General features: G+C 70.2%; 17 protein-coding genes and 1 tRNA gene. 10 read left to right on the forward strand and 8 right to left on the reverse strand.

What is annotated here, in order from left to right:
• The first annotated feature begins 124 nt into the window (after positions 1-124).
• Positions 125-871, forward strand: coding sequence for a DUF6227 family protein (locus tag ACIRJR_RS31140; RefSeq protein ID WP_403786804.1), 747 nt, complete (start codon positions 125-127; stop codon positions 869-871).
• A 127-nt stretch (positions 872-998) separates the two neighbouring features.
• On the opposite strand, the gene ACIRJR_RS31145 is transcribed toward ACIRJR_RS31140, so the two are convergent.
• Positions 999-2,570: an MFS transporter gene (locus ACIRJR_RS31145; protein ID WP_403786806.1), complete on the reverse strand. Its 1,572-nt coding sequence runs from the start codon at positions 2,568-2,570 to the stop codon at positions 999-1,001.
• A gap of 61 nt (positions 2,571-2,631) precedes the next feature.
• On the opposite strand from ACIRJR_RS31145, the gene ACIRJR_RS31150 reads away from it, so the two are divergent.
• Positions 2,632-3,624 (forward strand): helix-turn-helix transcriptional regulator, encoded by a 993-nt coding sequence (locus ACIRJR_RS31150; protein ID WP_403786808.1) that lies wholly within the window; start codon positions 2,632-2,634, stop codon positions 3,622-3,624.
• Positions 3,625-3,734: 110 nt separating this feature from the next.
• Here the strand turns inward: ACIRJR_RS31150 and ACIRJR_RS31155 are convergent, their stop codons facing one another.
• The gene (locus tag ACIRJR_RS31155) at positions 3,735-4,736 is read right to left on the reverse strand and encodes an RNA polymerase sigma factor RpoD/SigA (protein WP_403786810.1); all 1,002 of its coding nucleotides are present in this window, start codon (positions 4,734-4,736) and stop codon (positions 3,735-3,737) included.
• Between the two features lie 147 nt (positions 4,737-4,883).
• On the opposite strand from ACIRJR_RS31155, the gene ACIRJR_RS31160 reads away from it, so the two are divergent.
• Complete coding sequence (locus ACIRJR_RS31160) at positions 4,884-5,390, forward strand: GNAT family N-acetyltransferase (RefSeq protein WP_403786812.1); 507 nt, start codon at positions 4,884-4,886, stop codon at positions 5,388-5,390.
• Here ACIRJR_RS31160 and ACIRJR_RS31165 read toward each other — a convergent pair.
• Positions 5,338-6,120, reverse strand: coding sequence for a dioxygenase (locus ACIRJR_RS31165; RefSeq protein ID WP_403786814.1), 783 nt, complete (start codon positions 6,118-6,120; stop codon positions 5,338-5,340). The genes ACIRJR_RS31160 and ACIRJR_RS31165 overlap by 53 nt on opposite strands.
• A 183-nt stretch (positions 6,121-6,303) precedes the next feature.
• Between ACIRJR_RS31165 and ACIRJR_RS31170 the strand changes: the two genes are divergently transcribed.
• Positions 6,304-6,816: a MarR family winged helix-turn-helix transcriptional regulator gene (locus tag ACIRJR_RS31170; protein WP_403786816.1), complete on the forward strand. Its 513-nt coding sequence runs from the start codon at positions 6,304-6,306 to the stop codon at positions 6,814-6,816.
• 94 nt (positions 6,817-6,910) lie between these two features.
• Here the strand turns inward: ACIRJR_RS31170 and ACIRJR_RS31175 are convergent, their stop codons facing one another.
• Together ACIRJR_RS31175 and ACIRJR_RS31180 are read right to left on the reverse strand one after the other, a co-directional pair.
• Positions 6,911-8,431 carry an MFS transporter gene (locus ACIRJR_RS31175; RefSeq protein ID WP_403786818.1) on the reverse strand — a complete coding sequence of 507 codons (1,521 nt, stop codon included), beginning with the start codon at positions 8,429-8,431 and terminating at the stop codon, positions 6,911-6,913.
• Positions 8,432-8,624: 193 nt separating this feature from the next.
• Positions 8,625-9,287, reverse strand: coding sequence for a TetR/AcrR family transcriptional regulator (locus ACIRJR_RS31180; RefSeq protein WP_403787027.1), 663 nt, complete (start codon positions 9,285-9,287; stop codon positions 8,625-8,627).
• A 264-nt stretch (positions 9,288-9,551) separates the two neighbouring features.
• Between ACIRJR_RS31180 and ACIRJR_RS31185 the strand changes: the two genes are divergently transcribed.
• The gene (locus ACIRJR_RS31185; RefSeq protein ID WP_403786820.1) at positions 9,552-10,829 is read left to right on the forward strand and encodes a M6 family metalloprotease domain-containing protein; all 1,278 of its coding nucleotides are present in this window, start codon (positions 9,552-9,554) and stop codon (positions 10,827-10,829) included.
• Here the strand turns inward: ACIRJR_RS31185 and ACIRJR_RS31190 are convergent.
• Positions 10,816-12,555, reverse strand: a complete 1,740-nt coding sequence (locus ACIRJR_RS31190; protein ID WP_403786822.1) for a class I adenylate-forming enzyme family protein — start codon at positions 12,553-12,555, stop codon at positions 10,816-10,818. The genes ACIRJR_RS31185 and ACIRJR_RS31190 overlap by 14 nt on opposite strands.
• A 321-nt stretch (positions 12,556-12,876) precedes the next feature.
• Between ACIRJR_RS31190 and ACIRJR_RS31195 the strand changes: the two genes are divergently transcribed.
• Together ACIRJR_RS31195 and ACIRJR_RS31200 are read left to right on the forward strand one after the other, a co-directional pair.
• Complete coding sequence (locus ACIRJR_RS31195) at positions 12,877-13,305, forward strand: winged helix-turn-helix transcriptional regulator (RefSeq protein ID WP_403786824.1); 429 nt, start codon at positions 12,877-12,879, stop codon at positions 13,303-13,305.
• A gap of 400 nt (positions 13,306-13,705) precedes the next feature.
• Positions 13,706-13,778: transfer RNA gene (locus tag ACIRJR_RS31200), tRNA-Arg, on the forward strand.
• 281 nt (positions 13,779-14,059) lie between these two features.
• Here the strand turns inward: ACIRJR_RS31200 and ACIRJR_RS31205 are convergent.
• Together ACIRJR_RS31205 and ACIRJR_RS31210 are read right to left on the reverse strand one after the other, a co-directional pair.
• Positions 14,060-14,518 carry a hypothetical protein gene (locus tag ACIRJR_RS31205; RefSeq protein ID WP_403786826.1) on the reverse strand — a complete coding sequence of 153 codons (459 nt, stop codon included), beginning with the start codon at positions 14,516-14,518 and terminating at the stop codon, positions 14,060-14,062.
• A 1,051-nt stretch (positions 14,519-15,569) separates the two neighbouring features.
• Positions 15,570-16,580 (reverse strand): AraC family transcriptional regulator, encoded by a 1,011-nt coding sequence (locus ACIRJR_RS31210; protein WP_403786828.1) that lies wholly within the window; start codon positions 16,578-16,580, stop codon positions 15,570-15,572.
• Between the two features lie 100 nt (positions 16,581-16,680).
• Between ACIRJR_RS31210 and ACIRJR_RS31215 the strand changes: the two genes are divergently transcribed.
• From ACIRJR_RS31215 to ACIRJR_RS31225, 3 genes are all read left to right on the forward strand, one after another.
• Positions 16,681-17,397: an SDR family NAD(P)-dependent oxidoreductase gene (locus ACIRJR_RS31215; protein ID WP_403786830.1), complete on the forward strand. Its 717-nt coding sequence runs from the start codon at positions 16,681-16,683 to the stop codon at positions 17,395-17,397.
• 69 nt (positions 17,398-17,466) lie between these two features.
• A complete protein-coding gene (locus ACIRJR_RS31220; protein WP_403786832.1) occupies positions 17,467-18,555 on the forward strand; it encodes a zinc-binding dehydrogenase in 1,089 nt (362 codons plus the stop codon).
• A gap of 50 nt (positions 18,556-18,605) precedes the next feature.
• Positions 18,606-19,145, forward strand: coding sequence for a 2,4'-dihydroxyacetophenone dioxygenase family protein (locus ACIRJR_RS31225; protein WP_403786834.1), 540 nt, complete (start codon positions 18,606-18,608; stop codon positions 19,143-19,145).
• Positions 19,146-19,185: the final 40 nt, after the last annotated feature.

Consider the following 19,185-nt stretch of genomic DNA (forward strand, 5'->3'; position numbering starts at 1 on the left):
GGGCGGACCGGGAACTTTCTGCGTGCGCGGTACGTTTTTCGCGAACCCCGGTCACGATGTCAGACCCAGGGACTACGTTATGCACGCATCGGGTAACACGCGGCAACGGCCTGGAGACAGCACCTTGAGCGATCCGTACGAGACAACCGAGCAGCACCTCGAGCGACTCCTGCGATGCGCCCTCAACTCCTTCGATCTCTCCGACGCCACGGTCGACCGGCTCGGGACGGCGCTGGCGCACAGCAGTGCCCTGTACTCGTCCCACCACAGCGCCGTGCTGCACCGCGAGACCTACCGGCACACCTACCTGCTCTCCGACGGCACCGCGCTCACCCTGTGGGAGCTGGTGCACGGCGGCGGCAGGGACATCCCGGCTCCCCGCCGGCACGAGCTGTACGACAGCGAGAGCGACGCGCAGATCGCCGCCGCGCGCCTCGCCGGCAGCTTCTGGGACACCCCCGCCCTCGGTGACGAGGGCCTCCGGGAGGACCTGGAGGCCCTCACCCTGCTCATGAGCGTCCCCCCGGCCCCCCTGCCTCGGATGTACGCCCAGGACAACTCCGCCGACCACGCCCGCCGCGTCCTGCGCCGCGCGGAGAACGGCGACCGCCCGGGCGACGGGACGGCGAGGCTGCTCCGGGCGGCCTTCGCCCACCACATCACCCAGGTCTTCGGCCGCCAGTACCGCGTCGACGGACGGGACGCCGGCTTCACGCTCTACGAGCACGCCTTCCTCCTCCTGGACGGCACCGAGACGAGCCTGTGGGAGGTCGAGCACACGGCCACTCCCGACGGCCGCCACATGTGCGAGGTCTACGACGAGGAGCGGGCCGCGCGCCTGGCCATGGAGAACCGCACCCGGATCTGCTGAACCGGCACCGCGAGCCGGTACAGCCCGCCGGTACAGGCTGAAACCTCGGGCCGTTCCAGCCCGCCGGTACAGGCTGAACCCTCGGGCCGGTTCAGCCCGCCAGTACAGGCTGAACCCGCAGGCCGGTTCAGCCCGCCAGTACGGACTCCTTCGGGGGCGCGTCGCCCTGGGCCCGTACGAGGGCCGTGTCGTCCTCCCCGCCCTCCAGGTGCACCCGGGGCCTCGCGGGGAGGGCGAACATCACCAGGAAGATCACCGCGAGCACCCCGGACACCCACCAGAGCGACTGCTGGAACGCGTCCACGAACGCCGCACGCATCTCCTCCGGCGGCAGCCGGTCACCGATCGCGCCGAAGAAGACGACCGAGACGAGGCCGAGCCCCAGAGCCGTACCCATCTGCTGGACGGTGTTGATCAGACCGGATGCCGAGCCGGAGTGCTCCTTCGGCACTTCGGAGAGCACCGCGTCCGTCAGCGGGGCCACGATCAGCCCCATGCCCACACCCATGACCACCAGCGGAAGCGCCATCTGCCAGGAGCTGATGTCCGGTCCGTAGCGCCCGGCCTCCCAGATGTAGAGCAGCAACCCGGCGATCATCAGCAGCGCTCCCGCCTGGAGCACCTTGCGGCCGAAGCGGGGCACCAGCTTCTGCACGGAGATCCCGGCGGCGCACGAGACGGCGATCGAGAACGGGATTCCCGTCGTACCGGCCCGCAGGGCGCTCCAGCCGAGCCCCATCTGCAGGTAGAGCGTCCAGACCAGGAAGAAGATGCCCATGACGACGCCGAAGGTGAGCTGGACGGCGGTGCCCGCCGCGAAGCTCTTCACCCGGAACAGCGACAGTTCGATGAGCGGCGAGCCGTCGCGGTCGGCCTTCCGGCGCTCGAAGACGACGAGCACCGCGAACACCAGGAGGCTCGCGGCCATCGACAGATGGCCCCACAGCGGCCAGCCCAGCTCGCGCCCCCGGGTCAGCGGGTAGAGCAGCATGAGGAGGCCGAGGGTCACCAGGGCCACTCCCGTCAGGTCCAGCCTGAGTGCCTTCGGTGCCTTGGACTCGCTGATGAACTTCCGCCCCAGCAGAAGTCCCGCGATGCCGACCGGCAGGTTGATCAGGAAGATCGGCCGCCACTCGAGACCGAAGAGATTCCACTCGGTGAGCAGTGCGCCCAGCAGGGGCCCGGACACCGCGCCGAGCCCGACGATCGCGCCGAACAGACCGAAGACCTTGCCTCGCTCGTGCGCGGGGAAGGTGGCGTGGACGATCGACAGCACCTGCGGCACCATCAGCGCGGCCATGCCGCCCTGCAGGATGCGCGAGGCGACCAGCATCTCGGGGTTCACGGCGAAGCCGCAGAGGGCGGAGGCGATCGTGAAGCCGCCGATGCCGACGAGGAAGAGCCGCTTGCGGCCGTGGATGTCACCGAGCCGGCCGCCGGTGATCAGCCCCGCGGCGAAGGCCAGCGCGTACCCGGCGGTGATCCACTGGATCGACGTGAAGGAGGCGCCGGTGTCCCGTGTGATGCTCGGGATGGCGATGTTGACGATCGTGACGTCGACCAGGTCCATGAAGGCCGCGGTCATCACGATCGCGAGCGCGAACCAGCGGCGCCGGTCCGTGGGGTCCTGCGGTGCGGCCGGCCCCGTTGACGCCGTGCGGGCGGCTGCCGAGGCCGGCAGGGATTCGGATGAAGTCATGGCAGGAACCTAGAAGCCCATCAGGTCAGATAGTGACCTGATGGCCCGGCATCCTGTACCCATGACCGACACCCCGGCACGACTGCTGAAACTGCTGTCGCTCCTCCAGACGCCCCGCGAGTGGCCGGGCGGCGAACTGGCCGGACGGCTGGAGGTCAGTCCGCGCACCATCCGCCGTGACATCGACCGGCTCCGCGACCTCGGCTATCCGGTCGAGGCGACGCGCGGTTCGATCGGCGGCTACCGTCTGGTCGCGGGGACCGCCATGCCGCCTCTCCTGCTGGACGACGAGGAGGCCGTGGCCATCGCGGTGGGGCTGCGGGCCGGAGCCGGACATGCCATCGAGGGCGTGGACGAGGCGTCCGTGCGGGCGCTGGCCAAGCTGGAGCAGGTCCTTCCGTCACGGCTGCGGCACCGGGTCTCCTCCCTGCAGAACGCCACGGTGCCCCTCACCCGCGGCGACGGCGCGACCATCGATCCCCGGACGCTCACGGCGATCGCCTCGGCCGTCACCGCGCGCGAACGGCTGCGCTTCGCCTACCGCGCCGGGGACGGCGCCGCGACGAAGCGGCAGACCGAGCCGTACCGGCTGGTGAGCACCGGCAGCCGCTGGTACCTCGTCGCGTACGACCTGGACCGTGAGGACTGGCGAACCTTCCGGGTGGACCGGGTGAGCGAGCCGTTCGCCACGGGTGCCCGCTTCACCCCGCGCGAGCTGCCCGTCGAGAGCGAGGACGCCGCCGAGCTCCTCAGCCGCTCGATGTCCCGCGCGCAGCCGGAGCTGTCCGTCGACGTGACGTTCGCAGCACCGGCAGGCTTCGTGGCGGCCCGGCTGCCCGCGGAGTTCGGCGCGCCGGAGCCCGCGGGCGAACACGGCTGCCGGCTGCGCACGCGGACCAGGAGCTCGCTGGAGTGGGTGGCTCTGAGGCTGGCCCTGGTGGACTGCGCGTTCGAGGTGCATGGTCCGCCGGAGCTGGTGGAGCACCTCGGCGTCCTGGGCGCCCGTCTGTCCCGCGCCGCGTCCCCGGCCCCGGAGTGGGCCGGACATGAATGAGCCCCGGCGCCGGGGGGGGTGGGCGCCGGGACTCAGCTCATGGGACCGGAAGGAGACCGGTCGTCGGGCCGGTGCGAACCGGCTTGATGTGGAGATTACGGGTTATCGGCTCACGCCGCAGCGTCAAAGCCCGTGTCGTGAGCCATTCGCTTCAATTCGAGCAATGCGTGCTTCTCGATCTGGCGGATCCGCTCCCGTGTCAGACCGTGCTGCTTGCCCACCTCGGTGAGGGTGCGTTCGCGGCCGTCCTCGATCCCGTACCGCATCTTGATGATGGAAGCGGTGCGGTTGTCGAGCTTGCCGATCAGGTCCTCGAGCTCCTCGCTGCGCAGCAGCGTCATCACCGACTGCTCGGGCGACACCGCGGAGGTGTCCTCCAGCAGGTCCCCGAACTGCGTGTCGCCGTCGTCGTCCACGGACATGTTCAGGCTGACCGGGTCACGGGCCCAGTCCAGGACGTTGCCGACGCGCTCGGCGTTGGAGTCGAGCTCGGCGGCGATCTCGGAGTGGTCCGGGTCGCGACCGTTCTCACGGTTGAACTCACGCTGTACGCGCCGGATCCTCCCGAGCTCCTCCACGAGGTGGACGGGGAGCCGGATCGTGCGCGACTGGTCGGCGATGGAGCGGGTGATGGCCTGCCGGATCCACCACGTGGCGTACGTCGAGAACTTGAAGCCCTTGGCGTAGTCGAACTTCTCGACCGCGCGCACCAGGCCCGCGTTCCCCTCCTGGATCAGGTCGAGCAGGGGCAGACCCGCCCTCGGGTAGCGCCTGGCCACGGCAACGACGAGACGGAGGTTGGAACGGATGAATATGTCCTTGGCGCGCTCGCTCTCGGCGACCAGCGCCTCCAGCTCCTCACGCGTCGCTCCGCCGGCTTCGCTCTCCACCTCACCCGCGAGGATCTGCTGGGCGAAGACGCCCGCCTCGATCGTCTGCGAGAGCTCGACCTCCTTGGCGGCGTCGAGCAGCGGTGTGCGAGCGATCTCGTCCAGGTACATGCCGACCAGGTCGCGATCGGCGATCTCCCCGCCCACGGCGCGAACACTGCTTGCCCGGTCGGTCCCGCCGGTGCTGGCGGACGAACGACGGGCGACGGCACGGGTTGCCATGCGTGCTCCCTTGCTGAGTAGGTCGCGACACCCTTTCGGGTGCCCTGCATCCGATGGAAACAACGACTGGAATCCGGACAGAATTCCCACGGAGGCCATTCACTTTCGAGATCATGCAGTACCCTGTCGCCCCCAACGCGAGGACACATGGTGCAGATACCCGCAGAAGTGCAGGTCAGGCCCGGCGTCGAGGCGGATCTGGCGGCCCTCACCGACATCTGCAACCATGACGTCCGTGAGACGGCGCTCACATTCGACACGGTCGCCTTCACCCCGGACCAGCGCCTGCCGTGGTTGCGCTCCCACCCGGAAGACGGCCCCCACCGGCTCCTGGTTGCTCTCGACCCGGGTACCCGTGACAACGCTTCGCATGTCCTCTGCTATGCCGCCGGCAGCCCGTACCGCCCGAGGGCGGCCTACAGCACTTCCGTCGAGGTGAGCGTGTACTGCGCCCCCGACGCCACGGGCCGCGGCATCGGCGCCCTTCTCTACCGGGCCCTTTTCGAGGCGCTGGCGGACGAGGACCTCCACCGCGCCTACGCCGCGGTCGGCCGCAAGTTCGGCCGGTACTGGGACGTCGCCTGGTACGAGAAGCCGTTGCTCAGCCGAACTGCACCGAACGCTTCGCCAGACCCATCCAGAAGCCGTCGATGACGGTGCGGCCCTGATCGAGATCGCTCTCCGCCGCACCGAGGGTGACGAACAACGGGGCGAAGTGCTCGGTACGCGGATGGGCGAGGCGGCCCGCCGGTGACGCGTGCTCGAAGTCCAGCAGGGAGTCGATGTCCTGCGCCTGGAGCGCCCGGTTCCCCCAGTCGTCGAACTCGGCCGACCAGCCGGGGGTGCCGCCGCCGGCGTGGCGCAGCGCCGCCAGGTTGTGCGTGAAGAAGCCGCTCCCGACGATCAGGACGCCCTCGTCGCGCAGCGGGGCGAGCTTGCGCCCGACCGCCATCAGCTTCTGCGGGTCGAGCGTCGGCAGGGAGATCTGCAGGACGGGGATGTCCGCGGCCGGGAACATCTCGACCAGCGGCACGTACGCGCCGTGGTCGAGGCCGCGGTCGGGGATGTCCTGGACCGGGGTCCCGGCGCCGCGCAGCAGCTTGCGGACGTCGTCCGCGAGCTTCGGGGCGCCCGGGGCGGCGTACCGCACCGCGTAGTAGTGCTCCGGAAATCCCCAGAAGTCGTAGACCAGCGGCACCGCCTCGGTGGCCCCGAGGGCGAGGGGGGCCTCCTCCCAGTGGGCGGAGACCATCAGAATGGCCTTCGGGTGCGGCAGCCCTTCCGACCAGGCGGCCAGCTGGCCGGGCCAGACCGGATCGTCGGCGAGCGGCGGGGCGCCGTGGGAGAGGTACAGGGCGGGCATGCGCTCCGCGGTGACTGTCATGGCACTCCCATTCCTCTGACGATCAAGGTATGTGTGTTCTCTACAGGTACCGGGCACGGACATCTGCGCGAGCACCGGGGATTCGACGGACAGGCCCCTCGGGGCCACATCCTTGAATCTTCAAGGTCCAACTACCGGAGACCTTAGCTCTATCTAGTTCAACTTTCAAGAAAAGGTCGTACAGTGGAGTACATGACCACGGCATCCCCCGGCGGGCCCCGGTGGCTCACCGACGAAGAGCAGAGCGTGTGGCGCGCCTACCTCCACGCCACCACGCTCATGGAGGACCACCTCGACCGCCAGTTGCAGCGCGACGCGGGCATGCCGCACATCTACTACGGACTGCTCGTCAACCTCTCGCAGGCCCCCCGGCGGCAGAAGCGCATGACCGAGCTGGCCAAGGACGCCAAGATCACCCGCTCCCGCCTCTCGCACGCCGTCGCCCGGCTGGAGAAGAACGGCTGGGTCCGCCGCGAGGACTGCCCCTCCGACAAACGCGGCCAGAACGCGGTCCTCACCGACGAGGGCCACGCCATGCTGGCGCGGTCCGCCCCCGGGCACGTCGAAGCGGTGCGCCAGGCGATGTTCGCCCGGCTCAGCCCTCAGCAGGTACAGAGTCTCGGCGAGATCATGCAGGTCATCGCCACCGGCCTGCAGCCGGAGGGCACGGACGCGGATCTGCCCTGGCTCCGCTGAGCGGAACCAGGGCAGTCGGAGCCGGGGCCGGCGGGCCGGAACCGGTCAGGGGCCACCACGCCGGGCGGGCGGGGGCCCCTGACCGGCGCGGCACTCAGTGGGCGACGACGGGGATCCTGAACTCGTCCTCGACCCCGTCCGCCCGGTCCCCCGAGCCGTCGGGGGCACCGGTACCCGGGCGACCGGTGTTGATCAGGGTCACCGCGATCGCCGAGGCGGCGGCCAGGATGCCGACCGCCCACCAGATCGCCGCGGCGAAGCCGCTGACCATGGCCTGCAGCTGGAGCAGCTGGGGATCACTCGCACCGGCGGCGTGGTCCACGACGTAGGCGGTGGTGGCACTGGCTGCGATGGTGTTGAGCAGCGCCGTACCGATGGCGCCACCGACCTGCTGCGAGGTGTTCACCATCGCGGAGGCCACACCCGCGTCACGCGGCTCGATGCCGTGGGTGGCCAGGGACATGGCCGGCATGAACGCCGTACCCATGCCCAGGCCGAGCAGCAGCTGTCCGGGCAGGATGACGGCCGCGTACGAGGTGTCGATGTCCAGCTGGGTCAGCAGCAGCATGCCGACGGCCGCCACCAGGAAGCCGGGGCCCATCAGCAGCCGCGGCGGGACCCGGGTCATGAGCCGGGCGCCGATCTGCGTGGAGCCGGTGATCATGCCCACGATCATCGGCATGAACGCGAAGCCGGTCTTGACCGGGGTGTAGCCCTTGACCACCTGGAGGTAGTACGTCAGGAAGAGGAACAGCCCGAACATCGCGATGATGGCGAGTCCCAGCGAGAGGTAGACGCCGCCGCGGTTGCGGTCGGTCACGACGCGCAGCGGCAGCAGCGGCGACCTCACGCGCGACTCGGTGACGACGAAGGCCAGCAGCAGCACGGCCGCGGCCACGAACATTCCGATGGTCAGCGAGTCCGACCAGCCGGCCGACTCGGCGCGGGTGAAGGCGTAGACCAGCGAGACGAGGCCCAGCGTGGACAGGGCGACGCCGGGGATGTCGAGCGGCGAGCGGTTGCGGCCGCCGGCCGGCTCACGGATGACGAGATAGGCGCCGACGGCGGCGACGATCGCGAACGGGATGTTGACGAAGAAGGTCCAGCGCCAGTTCAGGTACTCGGTCAGGAAGCCGCCCAGGATCAGGCCGACCGCGCCACCGCCACCGGCGATCGCTCCGTAGATACCGAAGGCCTTGGCACGCTCCTTGGCGTCCGTGAACATCACGGCGAGCAGGGAGAGCGCCGCCGGTGCGAGCAGCGCGCCGAAGACGCCCTGCAGAGCGCGGGAGCCGAACATCATGGCCTCGCCCTGCGCCGCGCCGCCGAGCGCGGAGGCGGCGGCGAAACCGATCAGGCCCACCACGAAGGTGCGCTTGCGGCCCCAGAGGTCGGCGATGCGTCCGCCGAAGAGCAGCAGCCCGCCGAAGGCGAGGGCATAGGCCGTGATGACCCACTGCTTGTTGCCGTCGGAGATGCCCAGGTCCGTCTGGGCCGAGGGCAGGGCAATGTTCACGATGGTCGCGTCGAGCACGACCATCAGCTGGGCGAGGGCGATGAAGGCCAGCGCTTTCCAGCGGCTGGGATCCGGGAGTGTGCCGGCTGTTTTCGACATGGGAGTAGCCACCTAAGGACACGAGGAGTTGCTGAGTCCGCGGACGGGCCGCGCGAGCGGGCCGGGTACGGGACCGAAAAAGGGCGGGAGGGACCGGCGGCCGGACCCGTGTCGGGTCCCGCCCGGTCGCAGGGCTGGTGGGGCCCGCTGGGGGCCGGGGGTCTGAGGGGTGTCGTTCTCCGGTGCGCGGGCGTCAGCGGCCGCTGCGCAGGACCTCCAAGGTCGCCGCCGATCCAGGCAGCTCGGAGCGGGCCGGGGCTTCCAGGCCGTCCAGGAGGAGCTGCAGATGACGGTGGGTGAACCGGTCGATGTCCGGGCATGCGATGCCGGGCAGCGGCCGGGTGAGCTGGGAGAGGGCGACGAGAATGTCACCGACGGCGATGTCGGTGCGCAGCCTCCCCGCGGACTTGGCGCGCTCCACGAGGCCTTCCACCGCCTCTTCGAGGCGACGGCGCTCGCTGAGCAGTTCTGGATGGTCGCCGTCGAAGCCGCCGGACAGCATCGGGCACAGGGCGCCGATCCGTTCGTCGGCCGCCGCGTGCACGAAGCGGCTGAGCGCGGCGAAGGGGTCGGACTCGGCCGCGACGGCCTCCTCCAACCGGTCGGTGGTGCGGGAGGTGACGGCGAGCACGACCTCATGGATCAGGGCCGCCCGGTCGGGGAAGTTCCGGTAGAGCGTGGCGTTGCCGACCCCGGCCCGTCGCGCGACCTCGTCGAGCGGCACGTCCGGCCCGTACTCGACGAACATCTCGCGCGCGGCCGTCACGATCCGCTCCCGGTTGCGCAGCGCGTCGGCCCGCGGACGGGGCGTACGGCGCTGTGCGGCGCAGGAGGCGGTTCCGGCGGCGGACTCCACGACCACGGCCCTTCCCTTCAGGTGTCTGTCCGGCCTCCCGGTGGAACCGGGGACCGCATCCCCGTTTCACTGGGGACACAGGTGCAAACGGGGAGAGGGTCCCCGGTTATTTCCCACGCATATGTGACCTGCGCCACACACCTCCCGCGTCGGAATACCCTCCATCGGCGCACCCAGCGAGCGGTCCACCACCGCCCGGCAGAGGCTGATCGCCAGAGCGCAGTCAGGGCCGGCCGACTGCCGCGGACCCGAAGGCGACGCCCTATGCAGCAGCCCCGCCACCGGATACGCCGATACCGCCGCCCGATCGCGCTCGCCGGAGCGACCGCCCTCGTCATCGCCACGATGGCATCGGCCAGCTCCACCCTCCCCATCGCCAGCCGCGCCTCGGCCGGGCCGGTGGCGGCACCACGCGGGACAGGCCTCGGGCCGTGCCGGATACCCACGGCCATGGGCGTACAGATGTCGGAGGGGATGCCGACACCCCCCGGATACGCCCGCTCGACCGGCCAGATCAGAGCCCTCAACCTGATGATCGACTTCCCCGACGCGCAGGCGGAGGAACCAGCGGCGGACCGGCTCGCGGAGTTCTTCCCGCAGACCTCCGACTGGTTCCGCACCAGCTCCTACGGGCGCCTCACCTACGTGCCCGAAGCACCCGTGAAGGACTGGCTGCGGATGCCGCTCCCGTTCTCCGAGTACGGCATCGAACGCGGCTCACCCTACGAACCCGGCTACCGCGCGATGGTCAAGGACCTGGTGGCCGTCGCCGACCCGAAGGTCGACTTCTCGGCGTACGACCTGGTCAACGTGCTGGTCACCCCGAACGCCGGCCCCTCCGCGCTCGACACCGTCCTGTCGGTGACCTTCTCGGGCAACGACGACGCCCCCTTCGCCGACGGCACCCCGCTCGCCAACACGTCCTTCGTCTACAGCCGGCAGGACGACGGCTCGGGCTCCTACGCCGAGACCGGCTACCGGGTCCTGCCCCATGAGAACGGGCACGTCTTCGGACTGCCCGACCTCTACACGATGGAGGGCGGCGGCTCCGTCGGCCACTGGGACATCATGTCCGAGGACTGGGGGGCCAACAACGACCTCCTGGGCTGGCACAAGTGGAAGCTCGGCTGGCTGGACGGCGACCAGGTCAGCTGTGCCGCCATGCCCGGGACCAGCGAACACCTCCTCGGACCACTGGCCACGACGGGCGGACCGAAGCTCGCCTTCGTCCCCGTGAGCGCGCAGTCCGGCTACGCGGTGGAGGTACGGACCCCCGAGGGCAACGACGAGGCCGTCTGCCGGCCCGGCGTCCTCATCTACAAGGTGAGCTCCGACGTGGACACCGGCCAGGGCCCCGTCTCCGTCGAGGACAGCACCGAGGACAGCGGCGGCTGCACCCGGCGGCCCAACGTCCACGCCGAGCTCTCCGACGCCCCGTTCCAGCCCGGCGAGACGTTCACCGACCGGACCGACGGCGTACGAATATCCGTGCTGGAGAAGGACGACGACGGGAACTACCGGGTCAGGATCACTCGGCCCTGAGCGCCCGGTCCCCGCCCTCCACATGCTCCTGGAGCGCCCCGCGCAGCTCCCGCTTGAGCACCTTCCCCGTGGCGTTCCGCGGCAGGGGGTCCTGGGTCAGCAGGACGTGGGACGGCACCTTGAACGCCGCCAGGCTCCGGCCCACGTGCGCCCTGATGACGTCGGGCGTGGCCGTGGAACCCCGGCGCAGCCGGACGACCGCCGCGACCTCCTCACCCAGCACCGGATGCGGGACGCCGAGCACCGCCGCGTCCTCGACATCGGGATGGTCGTGCAGAGCGGCCTCGACCTCCACGCAGTACACGTTCTCCCCGCCCCGGATCACCATGTCCTTGATCCGGTCGACGACGGCCACCCGCCCGTCCCGGAGAACCGCGAGATCCCCCGTACGGAACCAGCCGCCGGTGAACGCCCCGGCGGTCGCCGCCTCGTCGCGCCAGTAGCCGCGGACCAGGGACTGACCGCGCAGCCACAGCTCGCCGGGCTCCCCGTCCGCGAGCGGCTCCCCCGCCGGACCGGCGATCCGCACCTCGGTGACCGGTGTCGGGGTGCCGACGGATTCCGGGTGCGCCCGGTACGCGCCACCGAAGTTGGCCAGCACCCCGCCACTGGTCTCGGTCAGGCCGTAGCCGTTGCGCGGCTCGATCCGCTCGCCGTGCCGGGCCGTGAGCTGGGCGACCAGGTCCGGAGGAGCCGCCGCGCCACCCGTGTTCAGCCCCGTCAGGCTCTCCAGACCGTCGCCGGCAGCGTCCGCGGCCGCGAGCAGTTGGAGCGCCGTCGCCGGAACTCCCGCGTAGTGGGTGACCCGGTGCCGGCGGATCAGACGCAGGGCCTCGCCCGCGTCCCACCTGGGCATCAGCACGAGGGTGCCGCCCGCCGCCATGGCGGCGTAGAGGCTGGTGAACGCCGCGACGTGGAAGAACGGGAACGTCATCAGGGTGACCGGCGGTTCCCCTTGCCCCGGGATGACTCCACGGCCCAGCGCCGAGGCAGCCGCCTGGTAGCGCGGGTTGAGGGCGGCACCGGCCTGCGCGAGCTGGGTGGCGACGGCGCCCTTGGGCCGCCCGGTGGTGCCCGAGGTGTAGATGATCGTGGCGTCGTCCTCGGGCCGGACCTCCACGTCGGGCGGCGCCGCCGACGGGTCGGGCTCGGGCAGGTCCGCGTACCGCTCGGCCCCTTCCGGCACCTCCCCCTCGTGGTGGAAGACGACGAAGCGCGCCCCGGCCTTCCGGCCCCAGGCCGCGGTCTTGGGCAGTTGCTCCCCGTCGACCAGCAGGACCCTCGGCTCGCAGTCGTCGAGGGCGTGGACGAACTCGTCCTCCGTCCACCACGCGTTGAGCGGCACGGCGACGAGACCTGCCAGCTGCGCCGCCCAGAACGCGATCTGCCACTCGGGATGATTGCGCATCGCCACCACGGCCCGGTCCCCGGGGCGGAGCCCGTACGTCCCGTTGAGCCGCAGGGCCAGCGACGACGCGGCCGCGAAGAACTCCCCGTACGAGCAGACCCGTTCACCCGAAACGAGGAAGGGGTGGTCACCGAAGGCCCAGGTGGTCTCCACGAACTCCCGCAAGGTGCGCGGCCCGTGCGCGTAGACGAGCGGCCCGTGCTCGGCGCGCGCCACGGCGAAGGGGGCCCCGGGGCCGGTCAGCGACGCCTCGATGCGAGCGGCCGGATCGTCGGCGGGCGTGGGCGAAGGGGAACTGCTGGGGTCGGTGTGCGGCACGAACGGCCTCTCAGGTGCAGCGGACTGGCTCAGCGGCCCGGCGACGCTATGCCCGCACCGTGCGCCCGTCAACCGGGCCTCCCCGGCCGGCGCCCGCGGGATCGGCGGGCGCCGCGCGACGGGGACGGTCGGGTGCCGGGTCCGGCGGGGACGGTCGGGTGCCGGGTCCGGCGGGGAACAGCTCCTTGGCAGCGGACCGCGACCTCGAAACCGGCCTGCGTGCCCCTCGGGGCACGGCCGCCCGGTGACCCCTTCCTGGATGCCGGCATCCTCAGTAAAGTCGCTACCTGAAGGAAAGCGGCCGATCACCTGGAGGGCTCCATGGACACCAGCACCGCCCCGCGGGGCGCCGGGACGACCGCCCGCTCGCCCGGAGTGGCCCCGGAGCAGGCGTGCCCGATCTCCCCGGTGCTCGACATCGTCTTCAGCCGGTGGACGACGCCGATCCTGTGGACACTCCACGCCTTCGGCCGCCAGCGCTTCGTCGTGCTGCAGCGCAACATCGGCACCATCACCCCGAAGGTGCTCACCCAGCGCCTGCGGCAGATGGAGCGCGACGGGCTGGTGGTCCGCACCTACCACCCCGAGGTTCCCCCCAGGGTGGAGTACGAGATCAGCGCGCTCGGGAGCAGTCTGGCGCCGCTCTTCGCCCACCTCGCGAACTGGTCCGCGGACAACCTGCCCCGCGTCGAGCAGGCGCGACGGGAGTTCGACGGCGCGGAGGTCCCGGTTCCCGGCCGCGGCCACTGAACAGGCGGCGGCCGGGAACCGGGACGCCCGGTCGTCGGCGCGACCGTACGACCGCCGCACGAATCCCGGCCTGCGCCACGTCGCCCTCCGCGCAGAGACACAGACGCTAAGACCCCGGACGCGGAGACAGAGACGCGCAGACACTGCGGGCGCACGCCCGGACGATGCTCCGCCGGTACCGAGCGACGAGGCCGGCACGAAGCCGCCGGCTCCTGGTTCACCGGCCGCGCGCCACGGGCACGCGGCCGGCAACCCGCAGGACCGACCTCTTCCCACCCGCTACACTGTCGGCGGTGGCCCGGCCCTTGCAGGCCAGACCACCACAGAACTGTCGGCAAGCCGAGTGTGAGACCCGCCGCCCAAGCGGACCGGTTTTCGCGCCTGCTTCCGGCGGATCCCCGCCTTCGTAGCTCAGGGGATAGAGCACCGCTCTCCTAAAGCGGGTGTCGCAGGTTCGAATCCTGCCGGGGGCACAGCACAAAGGGCCAGTTCGGAGGCTTGATCCTCTCGAACTGGCCCTTTCGCATGAGCACGCTCGTGCCACAGACGCGCCACTACGGGCGCCGTTCGCGAGTGCCGGCGGATTCGTGGTGCGCGTTGCGGGCTTCCATCCCGACTACCTTCGACCCAGGCAGAGTCGAGCGGTCGTGGTTCAGGACGGACGGGATGGAAGCTGGGGAGAGTGGTGGGTAATGATGCCAGGCAGGTGCGACCCGGGAGGCCATGCAGCGGCGTGAACGGATGACGAACAAGCTCAAGTCCGGATGTGTTTACCCGCCGCAAGTATGAAGGCGTTGAGCGCCGTCTTGGCCCGTTCAGCGCTGCTCTCCAGGCTTGACCTGTCCGCGGCCTCCACCATCATCCTGGTGGCTTCGAGCGCTTCTTCTGCGGACTGAACGAGACGCGAGTCATCAGTGACAAGCTGGACCCGGAATAGAGCTTGCTGCGCGATCATGCGGCGGGCGTACGACTCCGTCTGTGCATCGACAAGCGCCAGGCTGTCTCGATCTTCCATTCGTCGACGGAACGGGTCGTACTGCGCTCGGCGGTAGGCGACGACGGCTTCGGCAAAGCCGCTGTAAGCCGTCAGCCGTTCTTCTCGGGTCAGCCGTCTCCAGGTGACGGCTTCTGCACGGTCCGCTGTCCTTCGCTGAAGAAGGTATGTCAGGAAAGATCCAAGCAAAGTCCCTGCAACCGCTACGAGGCTTGTCAAAGCGCCATCCACTCGGCCAGTTCAGCACGGAGGGTTTGCCTACAGCCAGCCCCTGGACCGCACCAGTAGCAGGCGGGCCGCCCCGCAGCTGTGGTGTCGCCGTGCCCCACCCGCGCCCGATGCACCGGAACCCACAGGAAATCACAGTCACCCGCAGTCAGTAGATACGCCGCAGGCCCTCGACCAATGCTGCTGGTCAAGGGCCTTCAACCTGCAGTGGGTGTGGGAATTGAACCCACGGTGACATCGCTGCCACCGCGGTTTTCTACTTCGTGTCCACACAGGGGCACTGCCCCAATTGGCCCCGCGTGTCCCTGGGCAATTTCAATCCGCACTTCTGACAATGGCATGTGCCCCTCCGTATGTCGCGCGACGGAGGCGTATGAGCCTTACCTTTTGGACGCTCTACGGGATACGACATGACCTGGCCCCCCAGCTCTGCCCCGAGACTGCGCGCGCTGGAGTGGCGAAGCGTCAGCTACGAAGCTCACAGGTCGAGTTTGTCAGGGCGGCGAGCTGCATGTACGCAATTGGCGAACACAGACCACTCCTGCCGCGTTCCAACCGCCCGACAGGGGCGCGGACTGAGCGAAGCTCGGTTTCGGGCCAACGGCGACAGCTCTGGCCGGCCAGGCCACTTTCTCCATGCCACAACCGCGCCAGATGGAGCGGGGACTCACGGGGAACTTCGGTTGCCGGCAGGGACGACAGCAGACAGATACCGAAGTCGTCACCTCGCAGGTCAGACCCCAACTCGCCGCACCACGCTCCTAAAGCAGGGGTCGCACAGGTTCGAATCCTGCCGGGGGGGCACAACGCGTTACCGCTTTGACCTGGGGTTTCTCCCCCCGGGGAGGGGCTTTTCTCGGCGGCCTCGGCCTTCTCCTCCGGGGCCGTTCGCATGAGCAGACGGAGAGTTGCCGTCCGCCGGCCGCACACTTCCCGCACCCAGGGATTCCCCTCGGCCACCGCAGGCAGCAGCCCCTTGACCACAAGCCCGTTCCGCAAGCGGTCGCGGCGGAGGAGCGGCATCGTCGCAGGACGGCGGATGTCAGGCCGACGCCGCCCGACGGGCCTGCGGAGAGCAGCCGAACCATCGCCGGCACGACCGGCTGAAGCTGCTCTGTTCGCTGTATCCGAGGACGTCGGCGAGCTGTGCCAACGGCATGCCCGTGGTGCGGAGATAGCGGTCGGCGAGCTCGCGGCGCACGTCGTCGACGATCTCCTGGAACGTGGTCCCGTGGGCGGCCAGCTGTCGTTGCAGCGTGCGCGGGTGCACGGCGAAGCTCTCCGCGACGTCCTCCAGCCCGAACCGCCGGGTGGGCAGCGCCCGTTTGACCACGCTCTGGACCTCGGCCGGCAGTCCGCTGCCCCCGAGGCCGCCCACCACGCCGCTCAAATACTCGAGAACCATCCGCCTCACCGCCGGATCGCTGCCCTCGACCGGCCGCTCCAGCGCGTCCGCCGAGAAGCGGAATCCCCAGTGGTCCTGCTCCGTGGCCACCGGGCAGCCGAAGTGGCTCTCGTACGTGGTCATGGCCTCGGCCGGCCGGTGCAGGAACGAAACGGAGCGGGGGGTGAACTCCTTCCCGATGAGCATCCGGAAGATCTGCAGGCTGGTGCCGAGGGACAGCTCACCGATCTGGGCCAGGTCGATCAGTCCTCGACGCACGCGCGGGCGGATGCGGAAGTGGTACTGGGCGACCGGCCCCTCGGTCTCGACGGCGATTTCGATCGCGGGGCTGTACTGGTAGAGGAACCGGGTGATGCCGTCGAGCGCGTCGCCCACCGACGCGGCGTGGCGGCCGATGACGCCGACCGGGCCGAGGATGTCCAGGCCCTGGTGGGTGGAGAGGCGCAGCCCGAGGTCGGGGCAGTCGTACCGCCTGGCAGCGAGGTCGAGGACGGTCACCAGGGCGCGGTACTGGATGTACTCGTCCGGGTCGCCGACCGCCTCCGGGCGAATGCCCGCCTGCCGCAGCAGCGGGTCGGGCTGCCCACCGAGGGAGGTGACGAGCGCGGAGAACCCGGTGAGGGAGCTTGAGCGGATCAACGAACTCATGTCGCCGAGTGTCAAATCTTTGTCGTCTGACGTCAAGACTTGGCAGGGGTGGAGTTGCAAGCTGGGGCCACTCACCGTTCCGGAGCAAGGGAGCCCTTGGATGCCCGTCAACTTCGACGTGTCAGGCAAGCATGTCCTCATCACCGGTGGCCGCGGTGGCATCGGCAGCGCCATCGCGACGGCGTTCGTCGAAGCCGGAGCACACGTGATCGCCACGGATCTCGCGCCCCTGCCCGAGAAGACGCGCGAAGGCATCGACGACCGGATGCTCGACGTCCGCGACGCCGACGCGGTGCGGGCACTGGCCGGCGAGCTGACCCGCCTCGACGTGCTGGTGCAGTGCGCGGGCCGTGCCGCGCCGATGGAGGAGTACGAACTCGCCACGTTCGAGGAGATCGTCGGCATCCACCTGACCGGCACCTTCTCGGTGGCGACCGCCCTGCAGCCGCTGCTGGCCGCGTCCGGCGGCAGCGTCATCAACGTCGGATCGATGTACAGCTACTTCGGCTCCCCGCTGGTACCGGCCTACGGCGCCGCGAAGGCCGGCATCGTCCAGCTGACCAAGACCCTGGCCCTGGCCTGGGCGGCCGAGGGCGTCCGGGTCAACGGCATCGCGCCCGGCTGGATCCGCACCGCCCTGACCGCGCCGCTCGAAGCGCTGCCTGGTGCGGCCGAGGCGATCGTCAGCCGCATCCCCAGTGGGCAGCTCAGCGAGCCCGAGGAACTCGCGGGAACCGCGCTGTTCCTCGCCTCCCCCGCCGCCCGGCTGATCAACGGCGTGACCATCCCGGTCGACGGCGGATACAGCGCCGGATGACACCCGGCCCGACCGGCCCGCCCAGGCCGGCCGCCCCGGCCATGTGACGACCGCCTACGGAGAGACCTGATGACCATGCAAGCGGTAATACTGCAGAACGGCGGCCTCGAACTCGCGGAGGTGCCGATACCCGTCCCCGGCCCCGGCGAGGTCCTGGTCAGGACCTTGGCCAACGGCATCTGCGGCTCGGACCTGCACTGTGTGACGCACAGCCACGAACTCGCCGCCGGCGTGAGGGCGGTGACCGGGGGCGACCTGCTCGACCCGGACCGGCCGGTCGTGCTGGGCCACGAGTTCTGCGCCGAGGTGGTACGCAACGGACCCGGGACGGAGGGGACGTTCGCGCCGGGTACTCGCGTCGTTTCACCCCCCATGCTCGCCCGGCCCGTACCCGTGAACCTGGGCTTCGGCGGCGTCGAGGCGCCGGGCGGCTACGCCGAGTACATGGTGCTGACCGAGGCGCTGCTGATGCCGGTGCCCGACGGACTGACAAGCGAAGTCGCCTCGCTGACCGAGCCGCTGGCGGTGGCTCTGCACGCCGTCAACCGCGGAGCGCTCGGGGACGACGACGTGCCGATCGTCATCGGCTGCGGCCCGATCGGCCTCGCGGTGATCTCCGTGCTGAAAATGCGGGGCATCGGCCCGGTCATCGCGGCGGACTTCTCGCCCGCCCGCCGCGCCCTCGCCGCCGAACTGGGCGCCGACATCGTCGTCGACCCGCACGAGCACTCTCCGTACGACTCCTGGCACGAGGTGGCGGCGGTCGACGACCCGGCCCGCTACGGGCGCCAGACCGCGCTCTTCCCGACGCTGCCGTTCCGTCCGTCCGTGGTCTTCGAGTGCGTCGGCGTGCCCGGTGTCATCCAGCAGGTGCTGGCCGGGGCCCCCGCCTGCTCCCGGGTGGTGGTCGCCGGCCTGTGCATGGCCGAGGACCGCTTCCTGCCCACCTTCGGCGTACTCAAGGAGATCGACCTGGTCTTCTCCCTCTACTACACGGTCGAGGAGTTCGCCCAGACCCTGGCGCATCTCGCGGCCGGTGAGCTGAGGGCCGAACCGCTCATCACCAGCCGGGTCGCCCTCGACGGAGTCGTGGACGCCTGCCGCGGCCTCTCCGACCCCGAGAAGGACGCCAAGGTCCTCATCGTCCCCGCTCACTGACGCAACTTCACCTACCTGTGCAAGAACACTCAAGAACAAGGAGAGAGCAGATGGCCGACCAGCCCTCCGCCGCCAAGCTTCCCGTCATGTCCCTCCCGCAGGGCGAGCTGCTGACGCTGAACGTCAACGACATCCCGGTGATCAAGGACTCGCTCGGCCCGGGCATCCACTACCAGCCGCTCTTCCTCGACCCCGAGGTCGGCGTGTGGGTCGTGCTGGCCCACTTCGCCCCCGGCGCGGAACTCCCGATCCACCTGCACACGGGTGCCGTGCACGCGTACACCCTCAAGGGCTCGTGGGCCTACCGGGAGTACCCGGACCAGCCGCAGACCGAGGGTTCGTACCTGTACGAGCCCGGTGCCTCCGTCCACAAGCTCTTCGTGCCGGAGAGCAACACCGAGGACACCGTCGTGCTGTACGTCGTCTACGGCGCGAACATCAACTTCTCCGACGACGGGCAGTTCCACTCGGTGCTCGACGCGGTCACCATCCAGGGTCTTACCGCCCAGCTCTCCCAGGCGCAGGGCCTGGGCGACATCAACTACCTGACGGGCGGGGCCGCCCGCTACGCCGCGGCCAAGGAGGCGTGAGCCCCCCACCGGCGGAGATGGCCCCGGGCGCGGATTCCGC

Source organism: Streptomyces sp. NPDC102402 (genome assembly GCF_044765765.1).
Classification (GTDB): Bacteria; Actinomycetota; Actinomycetes; order Streptomycetales; family Streptomycetaceae; genus Streptomyces.